This window comes from Pedobacter albus (assembly GCF_036324255.1).
In the GTDB taxonomy this organism is placed as follows: domain Bacteria; phylum Bacteroidota; class Bacteroidia; order Sphingobacteriales; family Sphingobacteriaceae; genus Pedobacter; species Pedobacter albus.
This window is the reverse complement of record NZ_JAZDQT010000002.1, coordinates 564,431-588,435: the sequence shown is the minus strand read 5'-3', so window position 1 is coordinate 588,435 and position 24,005 is coordinate 564,431. Positions and strand designations below refer to the sequence as shown.

The window sequence follows — 24,005 nt, the reverse complement described above, 5'->3', positions numbered from 1 at the left end:
GATGTTGTTTGAGGGTTTAAATACGGTTTTGGGTGTAGAGCTGCATGGCCTTGGCGACAATAGCTACAGTTGCCGGTTCTGCCAACTTGCCAAAAAAGACAACGAACTGCACATCGAAAGTCATAAAATATTAGAAGGCCCGCTTAATAAAATACTGGAAAGCCTGCCTAAAAACTTTCCTGTTGCGTTGACATTGACAGGGCGGGGCATTATCCACAAAAATATCCAGGTGGCTACCGATACTTTGCCAGAACAGGTGATCCAACAGGCTTTTCCGTCAATTGAGGTAAAGGATTTTTATGTACAGTCTTATGTTCATGGCAACAATGCGCTGGGTAGCATCATCAGAAAGCAAGGCGTAGACGAATTGTTGGATAAATTGGGCAGAGCAGGGCTAAAAGTATTGATGTTGAGCCTCGGCGGTATAGTAACGGCACCGATTTGGCCACAACTGAATATTTACAGTACAGAAATGCGCTTTGCCGGACATGGTTTTGTGTTGACGACCGAACGTCATTTCATAAGTTATAATGCCGAACCAGGCTTGAAAAACGACTTTCAGGTCAAGATAGAACAAGAACTTATTCCCGAAGAAAACGTATTGGCCTATGCTTCAGCTTTTCAGTTGATTTTGCACCAGAAATTGAGTCCGATTTTAGCCAATGTAGAAAACGTAAACAATGTTTTCGCCGATTTTCTGAGCAATATGGCCCTGAAAAAGAAAGCGCTTATTTTCCTATTTGGACTTTTTGGATTGTTGTTGATCAGTTTTGGGCTCTTTTCTTACTACAATCAGGAAAACGCCAAGCTTGCCCAGCAGGTAGGGGCGCAAACTGCCAGTGCCGACCAAACCGATTTGCTCCAAAAGAATATTGCTGGAAACGAATACTTGCTTAAACAGCTGCATTGGAACGGAGGTTACAACTATGGTTTTCTGCTCAATGAAATAGGCAAAAGCATGCCTAGGCAGTTGAGTTTGCATGAAGTGGCTGTCAATGATTTTAAAACCGAGGCAGAGAAAACCGAAAAACAGCCGAATATTAAGATTTTAGGTTCAACAGACAACCTTACGGCAGTAAACAACTGGATTTTTGTGCTCAAGGAAATGCAGTGGGTTAAATCGGCCAAACTGCTCAAATACCAGGAAGATCAAGAATCAACCGATTATCAATTTAGTTTAATCATTACTTATTAGCCATGTGGAAGAACTTGGACCATCAGAAAAAAAACTGGGTGCTCATGGTTGGCATGGTGGCATTGCTTTACATTGCCTATGTGTTTTCGCTCAAGCATACCTTCGAGGCGATGCGGTTAAACAGGCAGCTTAAAAAGGAACAATCCGCCGCACAATCGGAAGACAGTACCTTTCCGCAGGTAAGCAGAAAAAATACATTTTACGCTAATGCCCTAAAATCTTATCAAGTAAAAAAAGAAGATCGAGAAAATCGCTTATGGCAAACGGTTTCGGGTATGGCATCGGCACAAAACGTACAGGTTAATTTCAGTACCAACACGCAGAGCGTAACCGACACCATTGCTTTGCAACAGGGAATGGTTGCGCAACAGTTTACCTTTAAGGGAAATTACTTTAACTTGGTTAAATTGTTAGATACTTTGAGCAAAAGTACTGGAATTGGCAAAATTGGTGAAATGAAATTGAGCGATAAGCAAGAACTTGGTACGAAAGAAAAGACTGGGCAATTGACGCTGCAACTGACCTTGAATGCTCTCGAGAAATAGAGCAGTGATGAGAAAGCTTTAATTCTTATTGCCAATAAAGATTCCAAGCTGATGCTTTCGTTTTTGCTTTTTAAATATTCTAGTCGGTTTTACGCAGAATTTTCTCAAAAGTTGCTTAAAATCCAGTCGTAAAACCCAATTTTCTGAATCGTAATATCCTTTCAAAACGCATGTTCATCCAGCAATTCGATGCGTTCGTCCTGCGAAAACAACTGTTGGGGAAAATATTTTTTTAATTAAAATTTAAGCTCTAATTTGGGGAACTATAAACAAAACAATGTATGAAATTTTGGACGCTTCTTATTTTAATTTTCACTTTTTTTATATCTCATGACGCCATAGGGCAGAACGTTTCAGAAGTGCCAAAAGCACCCGAGGTTGCGTCTTTAAATAAATATATTGATTTTCCTGTAAATAAAAGTACAGGAACAACAAATATAGATATACCGCTTTACAATTTAGTAGCAAATGGATTTAGTTTGCCTATATCTTTATCATACCATACGGGGGGTATTAAAGTTTCTGAAGTATCAGGTGTCGCGGGCTTAGGGTGGTCACTTAATGTAGGAGGAACAATATCGAGATCTATTAAGGGACTACCTGATGAAAATTATTATGCTGTTCACGGTTTTGCACCCATTACTGTAAGTGCTACAGCTCCCGCGCAGTTTAATGTTTATGGTAAGGATCTCGAACCAGATGTGTTTTACTTTAATGTAAATGGATATTCTGGAAAATTTGTAATGGATAAGGACCATCGTATACATCTTATTCCTGAACAAGATATAAAAATAGAACTTGATACTACTGTGGCATCTATTGAAACTTTTGCTAAATGGATATTGATAACGCCTGATGGAAATAGGTATAATTTTGAAGGTGTCTATGATCATGGTAAAGTCTTTGATGGGAGTTCATCTCCATATGATCAGGCAAATTACATTAATGCTTGGCATTTGAGTTCTATAATTACTACGGTGGCAGATACAATAAATTTTCAATATAAAATAAATGCTTACCATAATAGAGTTAATTCAGGAGGAGTTACAACTTTGCTAACTACTTCCCCAGCGTGTGCTAATTGTTCAACCACTCCAGTAGATAGTTGGATAAGTAGTAATACTATAAGTAAAATAACCTCTAAAAATATTGAGATTTCATTTAATTATAAAAATGAATTAAGAGAGGACGTTGAGGTATCAAATAACTTTACAAGAGCTTTGGATAATATCGAAATAAAAGACTTATGGTCCTCGGAGATAATAAAAAATATCCAGCTCACTACAAGTTATTTCCAAAGTAATGATAATATTGCCGTTAGCCCAAGTCTTGGCATAAATAGTGCTATTCAATATACCGCAGAAACTTATCAACAAAAGAGATTGAGGCTGGACGAGATTAAAGAGATGTCCGGGACTGGAATTTCACTACCATCCTATAAATTTTCGTACAACAAAAATAATGCAGTTAATAAGTTGCCAAATAGATTATCAAATGCACAAGATCATTGGGGGTACTATAATGGTCAATCGCAGAACCTATGTCTGATTGGAAAATATACATTCAATCTTCATGATTGTACTGCTTATTTGGCCGATCGAAATTCAAATGAAGAGTATAAAAAAGCATTTATATTAGATGAAATTGTGTTCCCCACAGGGGGTATAACAAAGATATTTTATGATAACCTAATACCTGCATCTAATTATCCGGGTGTTCGGGTAAAGAAAATTATGTCAGTGTCTGGTGAAACTGCGATTGTTCAAGAAAAAAATTATATATATTCTGGCTATCATATTACTGGAGGCTTGCCAATTTATGCACAAAGGCCGACTATCCCCGATGCATTAAGTTGGATGGATTATGCCGCTGCATACGGAGGAGACCTCTCCAAACCGTTAGAGCATGCTGGTGAAAATGGTTGGACTGTTTATACAATGAATGACTGTGGGTCTAATAATGTGTTAGATATATATATGGCTATGAGTAATTCCGTAAATTATACTGGAGAATTGGCGGGTAATTATGCTTACTATGATCAAGTTGTTGAATATCAGTCAGGTAATGGCTCGGTAGAGTCGAATTACTCAACTGAAGAAATAGACGATTATATTTCAAATACGGAGCTGTATCCATTAGTGTTCTCTAAGCCAGCATTAAATGCTGGAAAGTTACTTTCAGAAATTTATAAAAGAGAAGATGGTCAGCCGATTAAGAGAATTAATTATACTTATGATTCTTATTATAGAAGGATAATTGATTCAAAAGATGCAGCAAGATATTATGCATTACCATGTTTAGAGACACTTTCATTTTATGATCTATACACAGGCTCTTCCTTTCTTATTAAAAAGGAAGAGATTTCTTATGAAGGTGAATTCCCCACAGTAAAAACAAATACTGTAACTACAACATATGAATATAATGGTATACCCGAAATATTAAAAAACCGAGCATGGGCAAGTCTGCCAAAATTATTTCGTAATGCTCCTTTGCATCACCTGGTAAATACGGAAAAAGTACAGCAAAGTGATGGAAGCCTTGTGACTAATAGTACTAAATATGTATTTGATTATTTTAATCAATTGCAAGACGTTCAAGATTGTGATATTTCTTCATTGGCAATTGAGCAAGCTATAAAGGCAAATATGGTTACATTACCTGTAGAACAGTTAAAAATACTTACAAAAAATAGCATTGAAAAGATTATTGGGGGTTCTTTAAATCAATACCAACTAGCTGAGAACATAAATTATCCAAAACAAATTAATTTAAAACAGGTTAGGGTATTAGAGCTTCCTGAACCTCTAGTCTATAATCAAAGCTTTAATTCATCTATAGTAGCAAATGGGGGTAGTTTGTACTTTAAATTTAATTCAAACTATAAAACCAAATTTTATTTCGATTTCTACGATCAAAAAAATAATGTTCTACAATATCATGAGACTGGTAAGCCAAATTCTTCTGTAATTTGGGGTTATAAGCAAAGCCTGCCTATTGCAAAAGCAATTAATGCAACCCTAAACGAAATTTATTACCAAGGCTTTGAAGAATCAAAGAACACTAATATAATAAGTAATGAAGTGAATGCACATAATGGAGCTAACTATTATTTAGGTAATTCATTGTTAGTTGAATGGAATAAGCCTAATTCTAAAAACTATATAATCACGTATTGGTATTTTAATAATACAGAATGGAAATATGGTGAGCAGGTTTATTCTGGTCCACTTAATTTAAATGTGGGTACAGCATATGATGATATTTGTATTTACCCCGAAGATGCCCAAATGTTAGTATATAACTATAAGCCATCTGCAGGTATAAGTAGTATTACAGATATTAGAAGCCAAACCACTTATTATAGCTATGATGGACTGAGCCGTTTAAGTATGCTAAGAGACTATAATAAGGATATAATGAAGGCTTATATATATCATTATAAGGAGGCAACAAGTCCGTTTTTCAATGTAGCAAAGAGCATTACATTAAATAAGAATAATTGTCCAAGCCAGGCTGTCGGGTCAACTGTAACTTATACTGTTCCGGCTGGTAGGTATACTTCACCATTTAGTCAAAAAGAAGCTGATGACATGGCCTTAAAAGATATTTCTGAGAATGGACAAAGTTATGTTAATAATTTAGGAGAATGTACAGGTGGTACGCAGCTATATTATAATGTAGAAATGTATCAAACTTTTACTGCTATTTGTAACCCAGGGCAAACAGGAGATGAAGTAGGGTATGGAATAGACCCTGGAGAATTTTCATCTGCCATAAGTCAAGCAGATGCTAATGCCAAAGCTTATAATAAGCTACAAACAGAAGGTCAGCGACAAGCAAATCAAACCTGTCATGATACCAGCCCTGTTGAATGGGAAAGTACCGTTTCTGATAATAATTGTAAAGTTACAAGTATTAAATTCTATAATGTAGCAGGAACAATGTTGATGTATGAAATTAATGCTTCGCAGTTGGCTAACATGTACGATATTAATTATGTGCCTGGTGGTAGCTATAAAATTGTTGTTGGGGTTCAAGGAGGCTATTATAATGGACAAACAGGTTATAAGACTTTTAAAATGCAAGTATCTGCTCCTTCAACTTCTACAATACAATCGTGTCAAAATCATCCTCAAGGCGGTAATACTTCTAATTATACATTTAATAACGTATTTCTTGGTAATTTAAGTAGTCTTAAATTCTTATTGTCAGAGTCTAATTGTAATTGATAATACCTTACAGAATCCATAAATGAAATCGCTCCAACTAACTATCATATTGCTGTTAGCTATTAATATTAGTAAAAATTATGCCCAGCAAAATCTAATTTTAAGCTCTTATTCTGGGCAAACTCAATCCTATGCATCAGAATCGATTACGCTTTCTAACGGTTTTCATGTGCCTGTTGGAGATAACTTTAGAGCTTTTATTTCATATGTGCCGACCTTGCCGTGTAAATACGTTGGCCCTATATTAAATAATAATCGGAATTATGTGCTCTCTTATACGTCTAGAATTGCAGGATTAAAGAGTATTTCGAACTTGGAAGCGAAGAATACATGTGAAGTAGCTCCCGAAATACAATTTTTTGATGGATTGGGCAGGCCATTACAAATTTTACAAATTGGAGCTACTCCATTAGGTTATGATATTGTGAAGGCATTTAGGTACGATACTTATGGTAGATCTGCAATAAATTATTTAGCTTATAGTGACGTATTTGGATCTAATGGAAATTATAAGGAGGATGCTTTTGATTTAGGTAAAGGACTTAACAACTTTTATAATCCAATCGGTGACGTGGGCACGGAGTTGGTTACAGGAGCAGTGAAAACAGCCTATCCATTTAAAAAAACGGTATTTGAGCCTAGCCCATTAAATAGAGTGTTGGAACAAGGAGAAGCAGGAGTTAATTGGCAACCGTTAAGTGGACGTACTGTTAAAATGGAAAATGATTTCAACAAAATTGACGAGGTCAGAAATTGGACAATTTCGGGCACAAATTGTAGTGGTGTAGAGTATTTTGGTGCAAATGAATTATTCAAAACTATTTCAAAGGACGAGAATTGGATAAGTGGAAAAGGTGGAACTCATGAAGAATTCAAAGATAAGTTAGGACGAATCATCATGAAAAGAAAATGGCTTGATGAAACAACGGCGATTTCAACTTATTATGTATACGACGAACTTGGAAATCTAAGGTATATAATTACACCAGCGGTAACTCTAACTACGTTTAGTGAAAATGACTCAGTGTTTAATGAATTCATTTATGCATATCATTACGATTTGAAAAAAAGAATAATTGAGAAGAAGATCCCAGGAAAAGGGTGGGAAGAATTAGTGTATAATTCGATTGATCAACTTGTGCTCAGCCGTGATGCTAAGCAGATGTCTGATGGCCAGTGGCTTTTTAAAAAGTATGATGTGTTAGAGAGAAATGTCATTTCAGGAATCATAAATAATTCTGAATCGAGAGTTGTATGGCAAGAGAGATTAAATAATGATACACAGCACTCGCTTTGGGAAAGTAGAGATGATAATAATGAGAGTGGCTCTGGAACCGGCTATACTTCGAATGCGTTTCCTTTGCATGTAGCAAATAACACTTACTTGATTATTAATTATTACGATAATTATAATTTTTACAATAATGTTTTTGGCGCACAGACCTTTGGGCAAACGATTAGAACAAGAGGGCTTGAAACAGGAAAGAGAGTAAATATTTTAGGTACAACAACAATGTTGTTAACTGTTAATTATTATGATGATAAAGCATTATTGATCAGTTCAAAAGAGCAAAATCATTTAGGAGGAACTGATTTCATTGAAAACGACTATACTTTTAATGGCGAGCTTAGGCAAAACATACGTAAAAATATAGTAAATAATATGACAACAAAAATCACTCAAGTTTATAACTATGATCAAATAGGACGAAGGATATCTACTACCCAAGATATAAATGATGGGGGTTGGGTAATTATCAGTAAGAAAGATTATAATGAGATAGGACAGTTGAAAACTAAATCATTACACAGTGTAGATAACGGAAATACTTTTCTTCAACATTCCAATTATACTTATAATGAAAGAGGGTGGATAACTTCGATTAATGATCCTAATTCTGTTACGGCCAATACTATTTTTGGTATGAGCCTAAATTATGCTAATAAACCCGATGCTTACAATGGAAATATTGGCTCAATAAGTTGGCAAACGATGGTGCCACCTGGCTTAGGCTTAAGCCAAAGTGTTCAAAACTATAGCTATGATTATGATAACCTAAATCGTTTAATTAAAGCGAACTATATGGATCCAAACTCAACTAATAAATTTAATGAAGAACTTGCATATGATGTAATGGGAAATATAATTAGCTTGAAAAGAACTAATAGTGCTGCTGGTTATCTTAATTATTTTACTTATGACTATACTCATAATGGACAGTTAAGTAATAAAGTATATGATATAGGCGATACTGGAACTGCGTCGCAAAGCAATAGTTATACGTACGATGTAAACGGCAATCAAAAAACCAATAATAGATTAGGCATTACTAATATTGATTATAATTATTTAAACTTGCCTAAGTCAATAACCAAAGCTAGTACAGGAGAGGTTGTTGAGTATACTTATAATGCTTTGGGAATTAAGCTGAAAAAACAAATTGGAGTACGCGAGACTAACTATTTAAGTGGAATACAATATACAGGAAGTGTTATAGATTTTGTAGTGACGGAAGAAGGGAGGGCCTTACCGAATAGCCCCTATGTTTATGAATATTTTTTGCAAGATCAATTAGGGAATACACGAGTAGTATTTAAAGCAAATGGAGATATTGTACAGATACAGGATTATTATGCATTTGGCCTAGAAATGAATCCTGGTAATATGTTAAGCTCAAGTCCTGAAAATCAATATAAATATAATGGTAAGGAAAAGCAGGCGGAGTTAGGATTAGACCAGTTAGATTATGGTGCAAGATTTTACGATCCTTTAATTGGGAGATGGAATGTAGTCGATCCTAAAGCGGAATTACTTGAAATGTCGTCACCATACGTTTATTCTTTAAATAGTCCTGTTAATTTTATTGATAAGAATGGAGAATTGCCTATTTTTATTAATGGCAGGGTTAATCATGACTATGAAAGACACGATAAGAGGTATTGGGATGCACAGTTATTATCGGCAATTGCTGGTTCTGGGATACCAAACCCCGGAAATACAGCTTTTTATGTGGATGGGGATAGGGGTGCTCAAACGCATTCTAGAAGTCCGAGATATGAAAATGAATCGTCACATTATACAGAAGTGAGTAATTATTCTCTTGAGCCGAGCCAAAGAACTGCGGCGGGCAGGATAGTTGCTAAAAGGGATTTCAAAAATATTTTAGCTCAGTTAGAAAAAGATCCAAAAACTGGTAAAATCACCGAAAAAATACAAATTTATACACATAGTAGAGGCGCGGCTTTTGGAGTTGGTTATACGGAAGCACTACTTGAGTTGATTAAAGAAAATTCGGGACTTTTCGCTGACGCTGCTAATGAAATAGAGTTTGTATTTAATATGGCTCCTCATCAATCAAATTCACTAACTTCGCCGGAAGGGGTAGATGCTTATTCCTCAGATCATACTCTTGATCCTTTTTCTGGGGATGATATGAGCGGACTTGTTGCTGCTTTTAAAAGTAATCAAAATGGAAATGGTGTTCCTTTAATAGGCCCTCATTCATCTGCTTCATTCAGGAAAGATGTGACAGCATTTTTAAAGGCTTGGCAAGAGGTAAAAGGTGACCCTTCTAAAATGGCTAATAGCTTTATAAAGGCGATGAAAGAATACGGTATTAAAGTAACTGTACACTAAATATGAAGAAATCCAATCTGTATATTTTCTTGTTAAATATTATTTCATTTATAATATTGATTGCTGTTTACGGGGTAATAAGTTTTTTATTAGGCTATGGAGCAAATGATAAATATACTAATAATGCCTTGTCGATATATTTGATGATGGTTGTCACTCAAATAATATTTAATGTTCTGATTCTTCAAAAGTTAAAGACATTAAATATGTCTAAGCTATTTTTTGCACTATTCTTAATAGTGGTTTTATATGGAGGTTTATTTTTAATTTATCAAACATAAATAAGGCTATTTTCCTAGCCTTAAAAAGTTTTTATAATATTTACCCAGAATATACTTTCTTCCCGCTATAACAACTGTTGGGGAAAATATTTTTTTATATCTCAAATTTGCTTTAGCTTAACTGCAGATAACGGACTCGAATTTTAACTAAATTAACATTCCATCTATGAAGACAAATCACTGGCGCAGTTTATTCATTTGCGCCCTAAGCTGTGCTTTTTTCAACCTGACTACAAGTGCCCAAAACTTGCTTGACATGCCAAACTGGACGGTAGGAACCGGTGGTTCTGGTGGTTTTTTGGCCAATGGCCAAGTAAGCGAAAATACTCGTTTTTGGGGCATTGGTCCACAAGGACAACGTGCTATTTTATGGGAGGCAAAACCCGAAGGGGCTAATAATGATGATGGTGGCTTTAACCACAGCTATTTTGCAATCGATCACACCAAGATGTACCGTTTTTCCATTTGGATCAAAAAAACAAATTCAACAAATGGTACAAGTTATTTAGGAACGCAAAACGTAAATGACTTAAATGATAGTCCCAGAGATAATCCGTATTTCTGGTATGGCGATTTGCCGGAATTAAACAAATGGTATTTGTTGGTGGCTTACGTTCACGGTAGTGGCGATATGTCGACAACAAGCTATGGGGCTATCTATGACGGCACAACAGGAATTAAGGCTGTAGATATCACCGATTTCAAATTTGCGGTAGGTACCACCACTACCAACATAAGGTCTTATCTTTATTATGATGTCGATGTGAATGACCGCCAATATTTTTACGCACCTCGCGTAGAAGTGGTAGATGGTAACGAACCCACCATTGCCTCCTTGTTGGGGCTTTCAAGCGTAACCCCAAACCAAGGCTATTTTTCTGGAAATGTGGGTATCAAAACACAAACTCCAGGAAATTATGAATTAGCTGTCAACGGCAAGATCCGCGCCAAAGAAATCAAGGTAGAAACAGCCAACTGGCCCGACTATGTTTTTGATGAGGGTTACAAGGTTGGAACGTTGGAAGAATTGGAAAGCTACATCAAGGCGAATAAACACCTGCCCGAGATGCCAAGCGCTAAAGAGGTAGAAGCAAATGGGGTAGGATTAGGTGAGATGAATAAGTTATTGCTTAAAAAGCAGGAAGAACTAACACTACATCTGATTGAGCAAAACAAGCAGTTGCAAGGACTAATGAAATTATTGACAGCGCAACAAAAAGAAATCGAAAAACTAAAATCCGCAAACAAAAAGTAAGATGAAAAAAATAACTACTATTTTATGCTTTATCAGCTTAATTTGCGCTACTAAAATCCAAGCCCAGGATTATACATTTAAATGGAATGGAGCATCACCTTATTTTGAGAATGGAATAGCCAACCAGGTTTCTTATATTGATTTTGGCCAGGCGCTAATCTGGGGAAATGTAGAAATTTCATTGACAGGGAGCTATAATGCTCAAAATACAACAGGTAAGTATACCAAAATCTTTAATATTGGCAGAAACCTAGATGCTCCTTTTTATTCGAATACGTCAGAAGTAATAGCCGCTTTGGGACCTGTGGCTACCCAATGGAAATTAGGTGAATTTGAGGTTGATGCAGCTGGCCACCTAAGATTACCGATTTATCATTTGGTAACTACTGCTAATTTAGTAATTGTGGATATAAGAGGAGTTTCTACGTCACCTGTAAATACTTCTATAATTCAAATTACCGAACCTCAGGTAATTGCCAATACCCAAACCAGGGATTATAGGTTTACCATGGACCCAATGGCTATCGGGACAAATAAGGTAGACCCTGATACCAAGCTCACTGTTGGAGGCAAAATGAGCGCTAGAGAAATCAAAGTCAGCGTTGTTGCAGGTGCCGATTTTGTTTTCGAACCCGATTATAAAAACATGAGCATGGCTGAGTTGGAAGCTTATTTGAAACAATACAAACGCCTTCCTGAAATTCCTGCTGCTGCAGAGATGCAAAAATCTGGATTGGAAATAGGCGCTTTTCAAATCAAGCTGCTCCAAAAAATCGAAGAGCTAACTTTGCAACTGATCGAGATCAACAAAAAAGTTGAGGCACAGGAAAAGGAAATTAAACAGTTAAAGATTAAAACTAATTGAGCTTATAATAACCATACAATGAAAAACACCATTTTATTAGCCTCTTTATTAACTGTTTCGACAGTCCTTAAGGCACAGCAAACCGTAAATCAAACCATTAACGTAATGAGTAATGGCATTAACTCTACCGAGCTCCTTCTTTATAAGCAAGATAATACAAACTATCACAGCTTGTACTCCAACAGTACAGGCATAGGTTTGTTTAACAGCACAAGTAATAAAACCAATTTCTTTATCAATTACGCCGATAATATCGGCATCGGCACCACTACGCCAAATGAAAAACTATCCGTAAACGGCAAGATCCGCGCCAAGGAAATCAAGGTAGAAACCGCCAATTGGCCCGACTATGTTTTTGCCGAGGGTTATCAGGTTGGAACGTTGGAAGCATTGGAAAGCTACATCAAGGCCAATAAACGCCTGCCTGAAATGCCGAGCGCTAAGGAAGTAGAAACGAATGGGCTACAATTGGGTGAAATGCTGAAACTGCAACAAAAGAAGATTGAGGAATTGACATTGTTGCTCATTGAGCAAAATAAGCAATTACAAAACCTGAGAGAAAAGAACAAGGAGCTTCTCGAAGAGAAGAATAAAAACCTACAGCAAGAAGAGAGAATTGCAAAGCTGGAAGCATTGATAAAAAGAAAAAAATAAGATGAAAAAGTATATAATCACTGCGCTGGTTTTCTTATCAGCTAAAACTTTGATGGCGCAAACCAATATATTAGCCGTTCAGGATACGAGAGCTACTGCTACAGTCCCAAGTTCTTATGCTCAATCTGTTGAGTCTCATTTTAAGTCGGGCGCTATATTAGGTTTGCCAAATACCTATTATACGGTTTTGGGTCTAAGAGGCTGGGCTGACGATTCTGGTGGCAAAGCTCATGAATTGACTTTTTCTGATGAGGGAAACATGTACATCCGCTCTGGTTATACGGGTACCGGATGGGGGAGTTGGAGGTCGTTGTTGGTAAGCAATGATAATGGGAATTTTGGTATTGGTATGACCACGCCTAGTGAAAAACTGACAGTAAACGGAAATATTAATATTTTCGACCCAACCGGTGGGGCCTACCTAGGTTTTGGCACCGCAAATAATAACGAGTATAATACAATCGGAAGTATGTATGCTTCTGCCGGGTTAGTCTTGGCTCATGGCTTAAAGCCGCACTCAGCATCGGAACAATTGGTTTATTCTCATGGCAGTATGGCCAGAAGCGCCATTGTACTGGGCAGGGGATTTAGTGAGGGGGGAATTAAATTCTATACAAAAAGTGCGAGCTCGGAAACCATCGGAGCAATATTTTCGGGAGAGCCAACCATGCAGATTACTGATAACGGCAACGTTGGCATAGGCACCACTACACCAAATGAAAAACTATCCGTAAACGGCAAGATCCGCGCCAAGGAAATCAAGGTAGAAACCGCCAACTGGCCAGACTATGTATTTGAAGAAGATTACAAGGTTGGAACGTTGCAAGCGTTGGAAAGCTACATCAAAGCTAACAAGCATCTGCCCGAAATACCGAGTGCCAAGGAAGTTGAGGCCAACGGCGTAGAGTTGGGCGAGATGAATAAGTTGTTGCTTAAAAAAGTAGAAGAACTTACCTTGTTGCTCATCGACCAAAACAAAAAGAACGAAAAACAAGAACAGGCCATTGATGAATTGCGAAAAGAAATCGAGAAAGTAAAAAACAAGAAATAAGCTTTTTCCAATAACTTAGCGCAAATGGGCAATGATCTTAACGATTGTTGCCCATTTTTTGATGTCATACTCTTGCCCTCTTTAATAAATAAGACCTTCATAAGGATTGCTTCTTCTCTACACTTATCGTAACGACGATTTTTTAAGACGCTATCTCCAACCTGCTTTGATCTTTCGGCTTTGGTCTTTTAGCTTTAGTCTTTAACCTTCTACCTTCCCCCATCAGCCCTCCAACCTTTCAAAAATCACCAAAAAGCAATAAAATTACTATGCATGCAGAATAATTTTCGAAATGGGTTGATGCGCAAAGTATAATTTGTTAGATTTGAGAAACAACGAGTTCAAACAAACAATTCGTTGCTGCAGTTCCTGGCCAAATTAAATTGCTATTTCATGTCTACAAGCATCACACGGGTATTCGACCTCCTTCCATACAACCTCGAAAACTTTCCGAAAGAAGAATTTATCAGCGGAAAAATAAAGGGGAAATGGGAAAAATACAGCACAAAGCATTTTTGCGAAGTAACCGACAACCTGAGTCGCGGCCTAACTACTTTGGGCATCAAAAAAGGCTCTAGGGTGGCTGTCATGTCGCATAACCGGCCCGAATGGAACATTTGCGATTATGGCATCATGCAACTTGGTGCCTACCAAATTCCGCTTTACCCCACCTTGGCCGAACACGATGTAAAATTCATCATCGAAGACGCCGAAATCACCATCGTATTTGTGAGCGATGAAACGCTTTATCAAAAAGTAACCGCGGTTTGCCAGGAAATCAAACACGAAGTAAAGGTCTTCACTTTCGATCAGGTACAAGGCGCAAACCATTGGCAGGAAGTGGTTGAGGTTGGAAAATCGACCAATGTCGACCTCGACAGCTACAGAAAAGCCGTAAGTGCCGAAGATATCCTGACCTTGATTTATACCTCCGGCACCACCGGAACCCCCAAAGGCGTCATGCTCACCCATGATAACCTGGTGAAGAACTTTGTAAAATCGGCCATCATCTTTCCAACAGAAATTAAGGTATCGCTCAGCTTTTTGCCCCTGTCGCACATTTTCGAGCGCATGATTTCCTACCTCTATGCCTATTTTGGCGTATCGGTTTATTATGCCGAGAGCATGGACACCATCGTAGCCGATATTCAGGAAGTAAAACCCAATGCCTTTTCTACCGTGCCTCGACTATTGGAAAAGGTGTACGATAAAATATTGGAAAAAGGAAAAGACCTTAAAGGTATCAAACGAGGCATTTTCTTTTGGTCGCTAGCCTTGGCCGAGAAATTTGATGGCAACAATGGCTGGTGGTACAATTTCAAATTGGGCATTGCCCGTAAATTGGTGTTCAAAAAATGGCAAGAGGCACTGGGTGGCCGCATCGTGGTACTCGTTTCGGGCGGCGCGGCGCTTAACCCTCGTTTGTGCCGTATTTTTTGGGCAGCCGGCATGCCGGTTTTCGAAGGCTATGGCCTCACCGAAACCTCACCGGTAATTACCGTTAATCATTTTGGTGCCACTATGTTCGGCACCGTAGGTACGGTTATCGAAGGCGTTGAAATCAAGATTGCCGAAGATGGCGAAATCCTGGTGCGTGGCCACAATGTGATGAAAGGCTACTACAAACGCGACGACCTGACCGCCGAAACCATCGACTCGGAAGGCTGGTTTCATACCGGCGATATCGGCGAGATATTGGAAGGCAAATTCCTCAAAATCACCGATCGTAAAAAGGAAATCTTCAAAACCGCTGGTGGCAAGTACGTAGCGCCTCAAATGCTCGAAAACCGCTATAAAGAATCACCTTTGATCGAACAGATCATGGTCTTGGGCGAGAACAGGAAATTCCCATCGGCCTTAATTGTACCGGCATTCCCGGCGCTGAAAGCCTGGTGCGCCAAAAAAGGCATCGATTACAGCACTAACGAGGAAATGATCAAAAACGAGCAGGTGTTGGAAAAATACAATCAGATTATTGTAGCTTTAGGAGCAGAATTCGGCAAATGGGAGCAGGTTAAACGCTTCGCGCTCTTGCCCAAAGAATTCAGCATTGATGGAGGCGAGCTTACCCCTAAACTGAGCTTTAAGCGGAAGGTAGTCCTCGAAAAATATGCGGCCATCATCGAAAAGATCTATAAAGATGCAGAAAACTATAAAGCGTAAGCTAGGCACAATTACCTTAAGTTTAGTTTCCATGAGCCTGTTCTTCGGCTGCGTAGGCGGTCAGTTGGGCAGGCACAATAGCGATGAATACCGCAACGGCATGGTGGTTTCGGCCAATGGCATTGCCTCACAGGTTGGCGTCGATATTCTCAAAAAAGGCGGCAATGCCGTCGATGCAGCGGTAGCCGTTCAATTTGCTTTAGCCGTGGTTTATCCAAATGCAGGCAACATTGGCGGTGGCGGTTTTATGGTATACCGTTCGGCCAAAGGCGAAGCCAATACGCTCGATTTTAGGGAAAAAGCAGCAGGCAGTGCCACAAGAGATATGTACTTGGATGTGGCTGGCAATCCCATTGTAGAGAAAAGCCTGTATGGACAATTGGCGGCAGGCGTTCCGGGCTCGGTGGCCGGAATGGTAGAGGCCCATCAGAAATACGGTAAATTGAAATGGGAAGACTTGGTAAAACCTGCCGTTAAACTAGCAGGCGAAGGCTTCAAAATCACTGCTCGCCAAGCTAATGAACTCAACGGACTTAAAAAAAGACTAAAAGCGCTCAATCCTTTGGGTACGGTACTACTTAAAGATAACAAATGGGCAGAGGGCGATGTGTTGGTGCAGCAAGAACTGGCCAACACGCTAAAACTGATTGCCGAAAAAGGAAGGAAAGGATTTTATGAAGGCCCGGTAGCCGATTCGATTGTGGCCGAAATGCAACGTGGGGGTGGTATCATGACCAAGCAAGACCTCCAAGACTACCAGGCCGTATGGCGCAAACCCGTTGTGGGCAGCTACAGGGGCTACGAAATTGTAACCATGCCGCCACCTTCTAGCGGTGGTATAGCTTTGGTACAGCTCCTTAAGTCGGTTGAGCCTTATCCCTTGGCCAAATGGGGCTTTAATGCCGATTCTACGGTGCAGTTGATGGTAGAAGCCGAAAGAAGGGTATATGCCGATCGTGCTTCGTATTTGGGCGACCCCGATTTTTATCCCGTGCCCCAAAAGAAATTAATGGAAGATGCCTACATCAGGCAACGCATGAGTACTTTTAATTGGCAGCAGGCCGGTAGCAGTGCCAGCATTGGCGCAGGCGAAATTGCGCCAGCCGAACATGAAGAAACCACCCATTTTTCCATCGTAGATAGAGAAGGCAATGCCGTTTCCATTACCACCACGCTAAATGGCTCTTATGGCGCTGCGGTAGTGGTAAAGGGTGCGGGTTTTTTGCTGAACAACGAAATGGACGATTTTTCGGTAAAGCCAGGCGCGCCGAATATGTACGGATTGGTTGGCGGCGAAGCCAATGCCATTGCGCCGAATAAGCGCATGCTCAGCTCCATGACCCCTGCAATCTTGTCTAAAGATGGTCAATTGTTTATGGTCGTAGGTACGCCAGGTGGTTCAACCATCATTACCTCGGTTTTCCAAACCATTGTAAACGTGGTCGACTTTAACAAATCGATGCAGGCTGCGGTAAGTGCCAAAAAGTTTCATCACCAGTGGTTGCCAGACGATGTTTCAGTAGAAGAAAATGCGCTAGATAGCCTGACGACGGTTAAATTGGAGGCTAAAGGCTATAAGCTTGTACCTCGCGGACCAATAGGGCGGGTCGATGCCATCCTTAGAACCAAATGGGGCTTCTATCAAGGCGGTGCCGACCCACGTGGCGACGACAAGGCCATCGGCTGGTAGATTTTTGGACAACAGCCATATATTCTTTAAAGAAGTTACAAATCAAAGCTTGGGGCTATGGTAACTAATTTTGTTGCATTTATTATATTGCAGACAGATCAAACAACCTTGCCTCATGCGAAAACTAACTTCTCTGTTGCTGTTTTGGGTACTAGCGTTACCGCTGGCCCAGGCCCAAAGCAACGAAGCCAGCGTAATCAGTCCGCTGATTAACCAATACCAGGCCGACGAAACCATGCTCAACCGCAAATATACCCTTAAGCGGTCGGTAGAGTATTTTAAACGCATGGAGCGCTTTTATGCAGCTTGGCGCCAAAAACTAAAATCCTTGCCTTTCAATAAACTTACCGTCAACGAACGGGTAGATTATATCCTGCTCAAACGCGATATCAGAGCCGATTCGGCCAGCTTGCAACAAAATTTTGCCGAGTTTAACAGTACCATCTTCACCTTACCCTTTGCCCAAAGCCTGATCGATTTTGAAGCCAAACGTCGTATCGGACAACAACAAGACGGTAAAACTGTGCAGCAACAATTTACCCAGCTCAAAGACGCTATCCAGCAAACGACAAAAGCGGTAGAGAACAAAGAACTGGCCGTTACGCCCGTACAGGCGGCTTGGGCCAAACAAACCGTTGAGCAATATTTGACCGTGTTTACTGAAGCCTATAAGTTTTACGATGGCTACGACCCGCAGTTTACCAAGGCCACGAAAAGTGTTTATCCTGAAGTAACCGACGCCCTGAAAGCCTACGCCAGCGTATTGGGCAAAATGGCCAAACCTTCGGCGGTAAAAGACGATGGCAGTGGCATTATCGGCAATCCCATTGGCCGTGCCGCATTGATCAGTAATTTAAAAGACGAAATGATTGCCTACACGCCAGAGCAGATCGAGGCTATTGCCATGCGGGAATTTGCCTGGTGCGATGCCGAAATGCTTAAGGCCTCGCAACAAATGGGCTTTGGCAACGATTGGAAAAAAGCATTGGAAAAGGTAAAAACCGATTATCCAGAACTGGGCAAACAACCCGAACTCGTTTACGAACTGGCCAACGAAGCCATCGATTTTGTAGAAAAGAATAAACTGATCGCTATTCCGGCTATGGCTAAAGAAGGCTGGCGCATGCGCATGTTGAGTCCGCAGGAACAGCTGTTTGCGCCATTTTTCTTAGGAGGCGAGTCGGTGCTGATTGCCTATCCAACAGAAGACATGAGCGAAGACGCCAAAATGATGACCCTGCGTGGCAACAACCGACATTTTTCGAGAGCAGTTGTGTTTCATGAACTCATCCCGGGCCATAACCTGCAATATTACATGCAGAGCCGTTACAAGCCTTACCGTAGAGTTTTCAGTACGCCATTTTGGACGGAAGGCTGGTCATTGTATTGGGAGATGTTGCTTTGGGACCAAAACTTCCCCAAATCGCCAGAAGATAAAATCGGGATGCTCTTTTGGCGTATGCACCGCTGTGCCCGCATCATTTTCTCTATGAATTATCACCTGGGCAAATGGACGCCAAAACAATGTATCGACTTTTTGGTAGACCGCGTAGGCTTTGAGCGAGCCAATGCCGAAGCCGAAGTACGACGCTCGTTTACCGGTGGCTACGGACCCTTGTATCAAATTGGCTATATGTTGGGTGGCTTACAGTTCAGGGCATTGCACAAAGAGCTGGTAGCCAGTGGTAAAATGACCAATATTCAATTCCACGAGCATATTTTGCACGAAAACAACATGCCCGTAGAAATGGTAAGGGCCTTGCTAACCAACCAGCAATTGCCAGAAAATTTCAGCACGCAGTGGAAGTTTGCGGGCGACATTAAATAGGAAGGGTCCCAAACTGATAAAATTTGAGGCATAAATTCCGCTAAATCCCAATTTTGTATAGCAAAGTACACAGTTGATTTAACATTATTTAACATTTTTCAAACCTATAGTTTAGTTATTAACTGTCTGTTTAAAAGTATTTTAATTCGTTTTGTTAGTGGTTTTCGATCTTTGGTACAGCTATTGAATAATAGCAGAAAACAAAAGAACGCTTATTAAAATCACAACTATGAATTCGAAATTTTTAAAATGTTTACCAGTTGCATTGGCTGGTTTATTTATCGGAACTGCCGCACAGGCCCAAGAGCCTACCAGTACGCCGCTGAGGAGCTGGTCTATCGGTGTAAATGCCGGTTTGCTTACCCCATTGTCTCCGCTTGGTGGCAAAAATGATTTTAGCAATAATAAATCGAGCTTCGGTTATGGCTTGTACATCAAAAAACAATTTACACCTTATTTCTCGTTGCGTTTAGACGGAGTAAGAGGTAAACTGAAAGGCGATAATACACAGGCTTACGAAAGTGGCATGGTTAACAACAGCCCAGTAAAAGCATTCGATACCCAATTGGAATATTCAGGTAGCTTAAATGCCGTAGTGAATATGTTCAATATCGACATGTTTAAAAAAGAAGATGTACTACAGCTTTATGCTTCGGCAGGTGCTGGTTTGGCAGGTTACAAACCAACCATCACTACTGCTTCGGGTACTTCGGCCTATGCTGGTGGCAACACCATTAAAGAGTTGATTATCCCGGTAGGCTTAGGTGCTAAGTTCAGGCTTTCTGATGGAGTTAACCTCGATTTGGGCTGGACTGTTAACTTTGTTGACGGCGATAACCTTGACGGCTACTACAGAAACGGCAACGACAAGTACAACTATGGCTATGCTGGTTTAGAGTTTGCTTTAGGCAAGGGAAAACAATTGGCTTTCCACAACCCAGTTGCTGCTACTTATGACCAAGCCGTGGCTGCAAAAAACACTGCCAATGCCTTGAAAGCAGATTTGGATGCACAAAAAGCTGAAAATGCCAAATTGCGTTCAGAAATGAATGACCTGTTGAAAGACAGCGATGGCGACGGTGTAGCCGATAAATTGGATAAATGTCCAGGTACGCCTGCAGGTACTGTAGTTGATGGTTCTGGCTGTCCGATCAAAATCCCTGCTCCGCAAGTAACCGAAAAAGTAATCGTTACTGAAGCCGACCGCAAAGTAGTAGCAGAAGCCATCAAAAACCTAGAGTTTGATTTGGGTAAAGCTACGATCCGCGCTAAATCTTACACTACTTTAAACAGAGTAGCTGCCCTATTGGTAGAGAAAAACTTTAGCCTGAAATTAGCCGGCCATACCGATAATACCGGTTCAAGAGAATTGAACATGCGTTTATCAAAAGAAAGAGCCGAATCTGTGAAAGCTTATTTGGTATCGCAAGGTGCAAATGCAAGCAGAATTGAAGCTACTGGCTATGGTCCTGACCAACCAATTGCAACGAATAAAACTGCAGCTGGTCGTCAGCAAAACAGAAGGGTAGAATTTACCTTGTACTAAGAGATTTAATCTTTTAAATAGAAAGGCCTCCGATTTTGTCGGAGGCCTTTTTTTGTTTTGATGCGTTTGATTGCAGACTAAAAATCACTAACCGAAATCCGAATTTCAGGCCAAAGTCATTTCCAAAAATTATTTTAATATTCTACTTGCATCCTAAACTTTAATAGTTTAAATTTGTTATGCAAGCATAGTAATTAATGAAGCAACAGGAAACAGTAGATTATTTTTTAAAGATCGTTTGGCAAAACGTTTCGAACACCTATAACCAAATCGCCTCGGGCTTTGGTATTACCCAGGCCATTGGCTATGTGCTGATCAACATCCACGCCGAAGGCACTACCGTGTCGGCATTGGCGGGCCTGCTTGGCGTAAAAGCCACCAGCTTGTCGCGCATGCTCAACAACATGGAAGAACTCGGCCTAATATACAGAGAAATTGCGGCAGGCGACAAGCGCTCTGTCAAAGTTTTTCTAACGCCCTTTGGTGTAGAAAAAAGAAAGTTGGCCAGAAACGTAGTGGTGTCTTTTAACGAGTACCTGAACGAAAAGCTCAGCGCCAAAGAAAAAGAACAACTGATTGCCACGCTCACCAAAGTTAACCAATTAACCCTGGCTTATTCGCCCGCAAAAGATCATGATGAACAAAAAGATAAATAAGGTAGCCGTATTAGGCTCTGGCATTATGGGATCGCGCATTGCCTGTCACTTCGCCAATATTGGCGTAGAGGTATTGCTATTGGATATTGCTCCGAAAGAACTGAATGCCGAAGAGCAGGCCAAAGGCTTGGCCCTGAGCCATCCGGCAGTAAAGAACCGCATTGTAAACGCGGCTTTGCAAACCGCCGTAAAAACTAACCCTTCGCCAATTTATTCGCAAAGCGTACTCCAAAAAATAACGACGGGCAACTTTGACGACGATATGCCGAAAATTGCCAATTACGATTGGATTATCGAGGTGGTGGTAGAAAATCTGGACATCAAGAAAAAAGTATTCGAGCAGGTAGAGCAATTCCGCAAGCCGGGTACTTTGATTACTTCCAATACTTCGGGCATTCCGATCCATTTAATGGCCGAAGGGAGGAGCGACGATTTTAAGGCCAACTTCTGCGGCACGCACTTTTTCAATCCGCCACGCTATTTGAGGCTCCTCGAAATCATTCCTACGCCTTATACCAAGCCAGAACTGGTTGATTTCTTGTTGCATTACGGCGACAAGTTTCTAGGCAAAACCACCGTGCTTTGTAAAGATACACCGGCATTTATTGCCAACAGGGTTGGGGTTTATTCGATCATGGCCTTGTTGCACTTGGTGGAGAAGATGGGGCTGACGGTTGAGGAAGTGGATAAATTTACCGGTCCGGCTTTGGGCAGACCAAAATCGGCTACTTTCCGTACCACAGACGTAGTGGGACTTGATACCATGATTAAGGTGGCCAAAGGCCTTTACGATAATTGCCCTGACGATAAGGCGCACGATTTGTTCCAGTTGCCAGCTTATGTAAAGAAGATGGAAGAAAACAACTGGCTGGGCGATAAAACCAAGCAGGGCTTCTACAAAAAGACCAAAAATGCCGAGGGCAAAACCGAGATATTGGCGCTCGACCTGAAAACGCTCGAATATCGCCCGCAAGAGAAAGTGAAATCGGCTACTTTAGACCTCACCAAGAGCATCGAAAACGTAAAAGACCGCATGAAGGTTTTTGCGGCCGGCAAAGATAAGGCTGGCGAGTTGTTCAGGGCTTCTTTCTTCGGGTTGTTCGAATATGTATCGGATCGTATTCCTGAAATTTCTGACGAATTGTATCGCATAGACGATGCCATGCGCGCCGGCTTTGGCTGGGATTTGGGTCCATTCGAAGTTTGGGATGCCGTTGGCGTTGCCGAAGCCATAGAAGGCATGAAAAAATACGGCCATCAGCCTGCCACATGGGTGGGCGAGATGCTGGAGGCCGGTCATACTTCGTTTTATAAAGTAGAAAACGGGATTAAGAAATATTACGACATCCCATCAAAAAGCTATCAAGAAATTCCGGGCACGGCCGATTTTATCATTTTGGATAACCTCAGGGCCAACAAGGTGCTTTGGAAAAACGCCGGTGCCTCGATCATCGATTTGGGCGATGGCATTCTCAATGTAGAATTCCATTCGAAGATGAATACCATTGGCGGCGACACGCTGTCAGCCATTAACAAGGCTATCGATATGGCCGAAAAAGATTACCGTGGCGTAGTGATCGGCAACGATGGGGCCAATTTCTCGGCAGGTGCCAACGTGGGTATGATTTTTATGATGGCCGTAGAGCAGGAGTGGGAAGAGTTGAACATGGCCATCAGGATGTTCCAAAATACATCGATGCGCATTCGATATTCGTCAATTCCGGTAGTGGTGGCGCCACATAACCTGACTTTGGGCGGTGGCTGCGAGTTTAGTCTGCATGCCGACTTTGTGCAGCTCAATGCCGAAACCTACATGGGTTTGGTAGAGTTTGGCGTAGGCGTAATTCCGGGTGGTGGTGGTACCAAAGAGTTTGCGCTGAGGGCCTCCGACGAATATCATGCCGATCAGATTGTACAAAACACGCTGAAAGACCGCTTCCTGACCATTGGTATGGCCAAAGTATCGACCTCTGCGGTAGAAGCAGCCGAATTGGGTTACCTGCAAAAAGGCAAATATGCCATCAGCATGAACAGAAGCCGTTTAATTGCCGATGCCAAGGCCAAAGCCATAGAACTAGCCGATGCCGGATATACCAAACCGGTGCAGCGAAAAGACATCAAGGTGTTGGGCAAACAAGGCTTGGGCATTGTGTATGCCGGAGCCAATAGCATGTATGCCGGCCATTATATTTCAGAACACGATAAAAAGATTTCGGAGAAACTGGGTTGGGTTATGTGTGGCGGAGATTTATCGTCGCCAACCGAAGTAAGTGAGCAATATTTGTTGGATTTAGAACGCGAGGCCTTCTTGTCGCTCTGCAGCGAAAGAAAAACTTTGGAAAGAATACAGTCTATCGTAACCAAAGGGAAACCGTTGAGGAATTAATGGGTATTGCGTATAGAGATG

Annotated in this window: 15 protein-coding genes; all 15 read left to right on the top strand. The window is 40.7% G+C overall.

Annotated features, from left to right (window positions below):
- Position 1 precedes the first annotated feature (1 nt).
- The 15 genes from VRU48_RS12320 to VRU48_RS12250 all read left to right on the top strand — a co-directional run bounded on the left by VRU48_RS12320 (position 2) and on the right by VRU48_RS12250 (position 23,984).
- Complete coding sequence (locus VRU48_RS12320) at positions 2-1,195, top strand: hypothetical protein (RefSeq protein WP_330108216.1); 1,194 nt, start codon at positions 2-4, stop codon at positions 1,193-1,195.
- Positions 1,196-1,197: 2 nt separating this feature from the next.
- Positions 1,198-1,740, top strand: a complete 543-nt coding sequence (locus tag VRU48_RS12315; RefSeq protein ID WP_330108215.1) for a hypothetical protein — start codon at positions 1,198-1,200, stop codon at positions 1,738-1,740.
- 281 nt (positions 1,741-2,021) lie between these two features.
- A complete protein-coding gene (locus tag VRU48_RS12310) occupies positions 2,022-5,972 on the top strand; it encodes a DUF5977 domain-containing protein (RefSeq protein ID WP_330108214.1) in 3,951 nt (1,316 codons plus the stop codon).
- A gap of 22 nt (positions 5,973-5,994) precedes the next feature.
- Positions 5,995-9,609 (top strand): DUF6443 domain-containing protein, encoded by a 3,615-nt coding sequence (locus tag VRU48_RS12305; RefSeq protein ID WP_330108213.1) that lies wholly within the window; start codon positions 5,995-5,997, stop codon positions 9,607-9,609.
- A gap of 2 nt (positions 9,610-9,611) precedes the next feature.
- Entirely contained in the window at positions 9,612-9,890 is a 279-nt protein-coding gene (locus VRU48_RS12300; protein ID WP_330108212.1) for a hypothetical protein, read from the top strand.
- Between the two features lie 166 nt (positions 9,891-10,056).
- Positions 10,057-11,145: a hypothetical protein gene (locus VRU48_RS12295; protein WP_330108211.1), complete on the top strand. Its 1,089-nt coding sequence runs from the start codon at positions 10,057-10,059 to the stop codon at positions 11,143-11,145.
- Position 11,146: 1 nt separating this feature from the next.
- The gene (locus tag VRU48_RS12290; protein ID WP_330108210.1) at positions 11,147-12,010 is read left to right on the top strand and encodes a hypothetical protein; all 864 of its coding nucleotides are present in this window, start codon (positions 11,147-11,149) and stop codon (positions 12,008-12,010) included.
- Positions 12,011-12,028: 18 nt separating this feature from the next.
- Complete coding sequence (locus VRU48_RS12285) at positions 12,029-12,664, top strand: hypothetical protein (RefSeq protein ID WP_330108209.1); 636 nt, start codon at positions 12,029-12,031, stop codon at positions 12,662-12,664.
- A 1-nt stretch (position 12,665) separates the two neighbouring features.
- Entirely contained in the window at positions 12,666-13,715 is a 1,050-nt protein-coding gene (locus VRU48_RS12280) for a hypothetical protein (protein ID WP_330108208.1), read from the top strand.
- Between the two features lie 393 nt (positions 13,716-14,108).
- Positions 14,109-15,878: an AMP-dependent synthetase/ligase gene (locus VRU48_RS12275; protein WP_330108207.1), complete on the top strand. Its 1,770-nt coding sequence runs from the start codon at positions 14,109-14,111 to the stop codon at positions 15,876-15,878.
- A 31-nt stretch (positions 15,879-15,909) separates the two neighbouring features.
- Positions 15,910-17,568, top strand: a complete 1,659-nt coding sequence (gene ggt / locus VRU48_RS12270) for a gamma-glutamyltransferase (RefSeq protein WP_330108206.1) — start codon at positions 15,910-15,912, stop codon at positions 17,566-17,568.
- A 115-nt stretch (positions 17,569-17,683) separates the two neighbouring features.
- A complete protein-coding gene (locus VRU48_RS12265; RefSeq protein WP_330108205.1) occupies positions 17,684-19,396 on the top strand; it encodes a DUF885 family protein in 1,713 nt (570 codons plus the stop codon).
- 229 nt (positions 19,397-19,625) lie between these two features.
- Positions 19,626-20,942 carry an OmpA family protein gene (locus VRU48_RS12260; RefSeq protein ID WP_330108204.1) on the top strand — a complete coding sequence of 439 codons (1,317 nt, stop codon included), beginning with the start codon at positions 19,626-19,628 and terminating at the stop codon, positions 20,940-20,942.
- Positions 20,943-21,139: 197 nt separating this feature from the next.
- On the top strand, positions 21,140-21,598 hold the full coding sequence (locus VRU48_RS12255; RefSeq protein ID WP_330108203.1) for a MarR family winged helix-turn-helix transcriptional regulator: 459 nt from the start codon (positions 21,140-21,142) through the stop codon (positions 21,596-21,598).
- Positions 21,579-23,984 (top strand): 3-hydroxyacyl-CoA dehydrogenase/enoyl-CoA hydratase family protein, encoded by a 2,406-nt coding sequence (locus VRU48_RS12250; protein ID WP_330108202.1) that lies wholly within the window; start codon positions 21,579-21,581, stop codon positions 23,982-23,984. The genes VRU48_RS12255 and VRU48_RS12250 overlap by 20 nt, the downstream gene beginning before the upstream one ends.
- Positions 23,985-24,005: the final 21 nt, after the last annotated feature.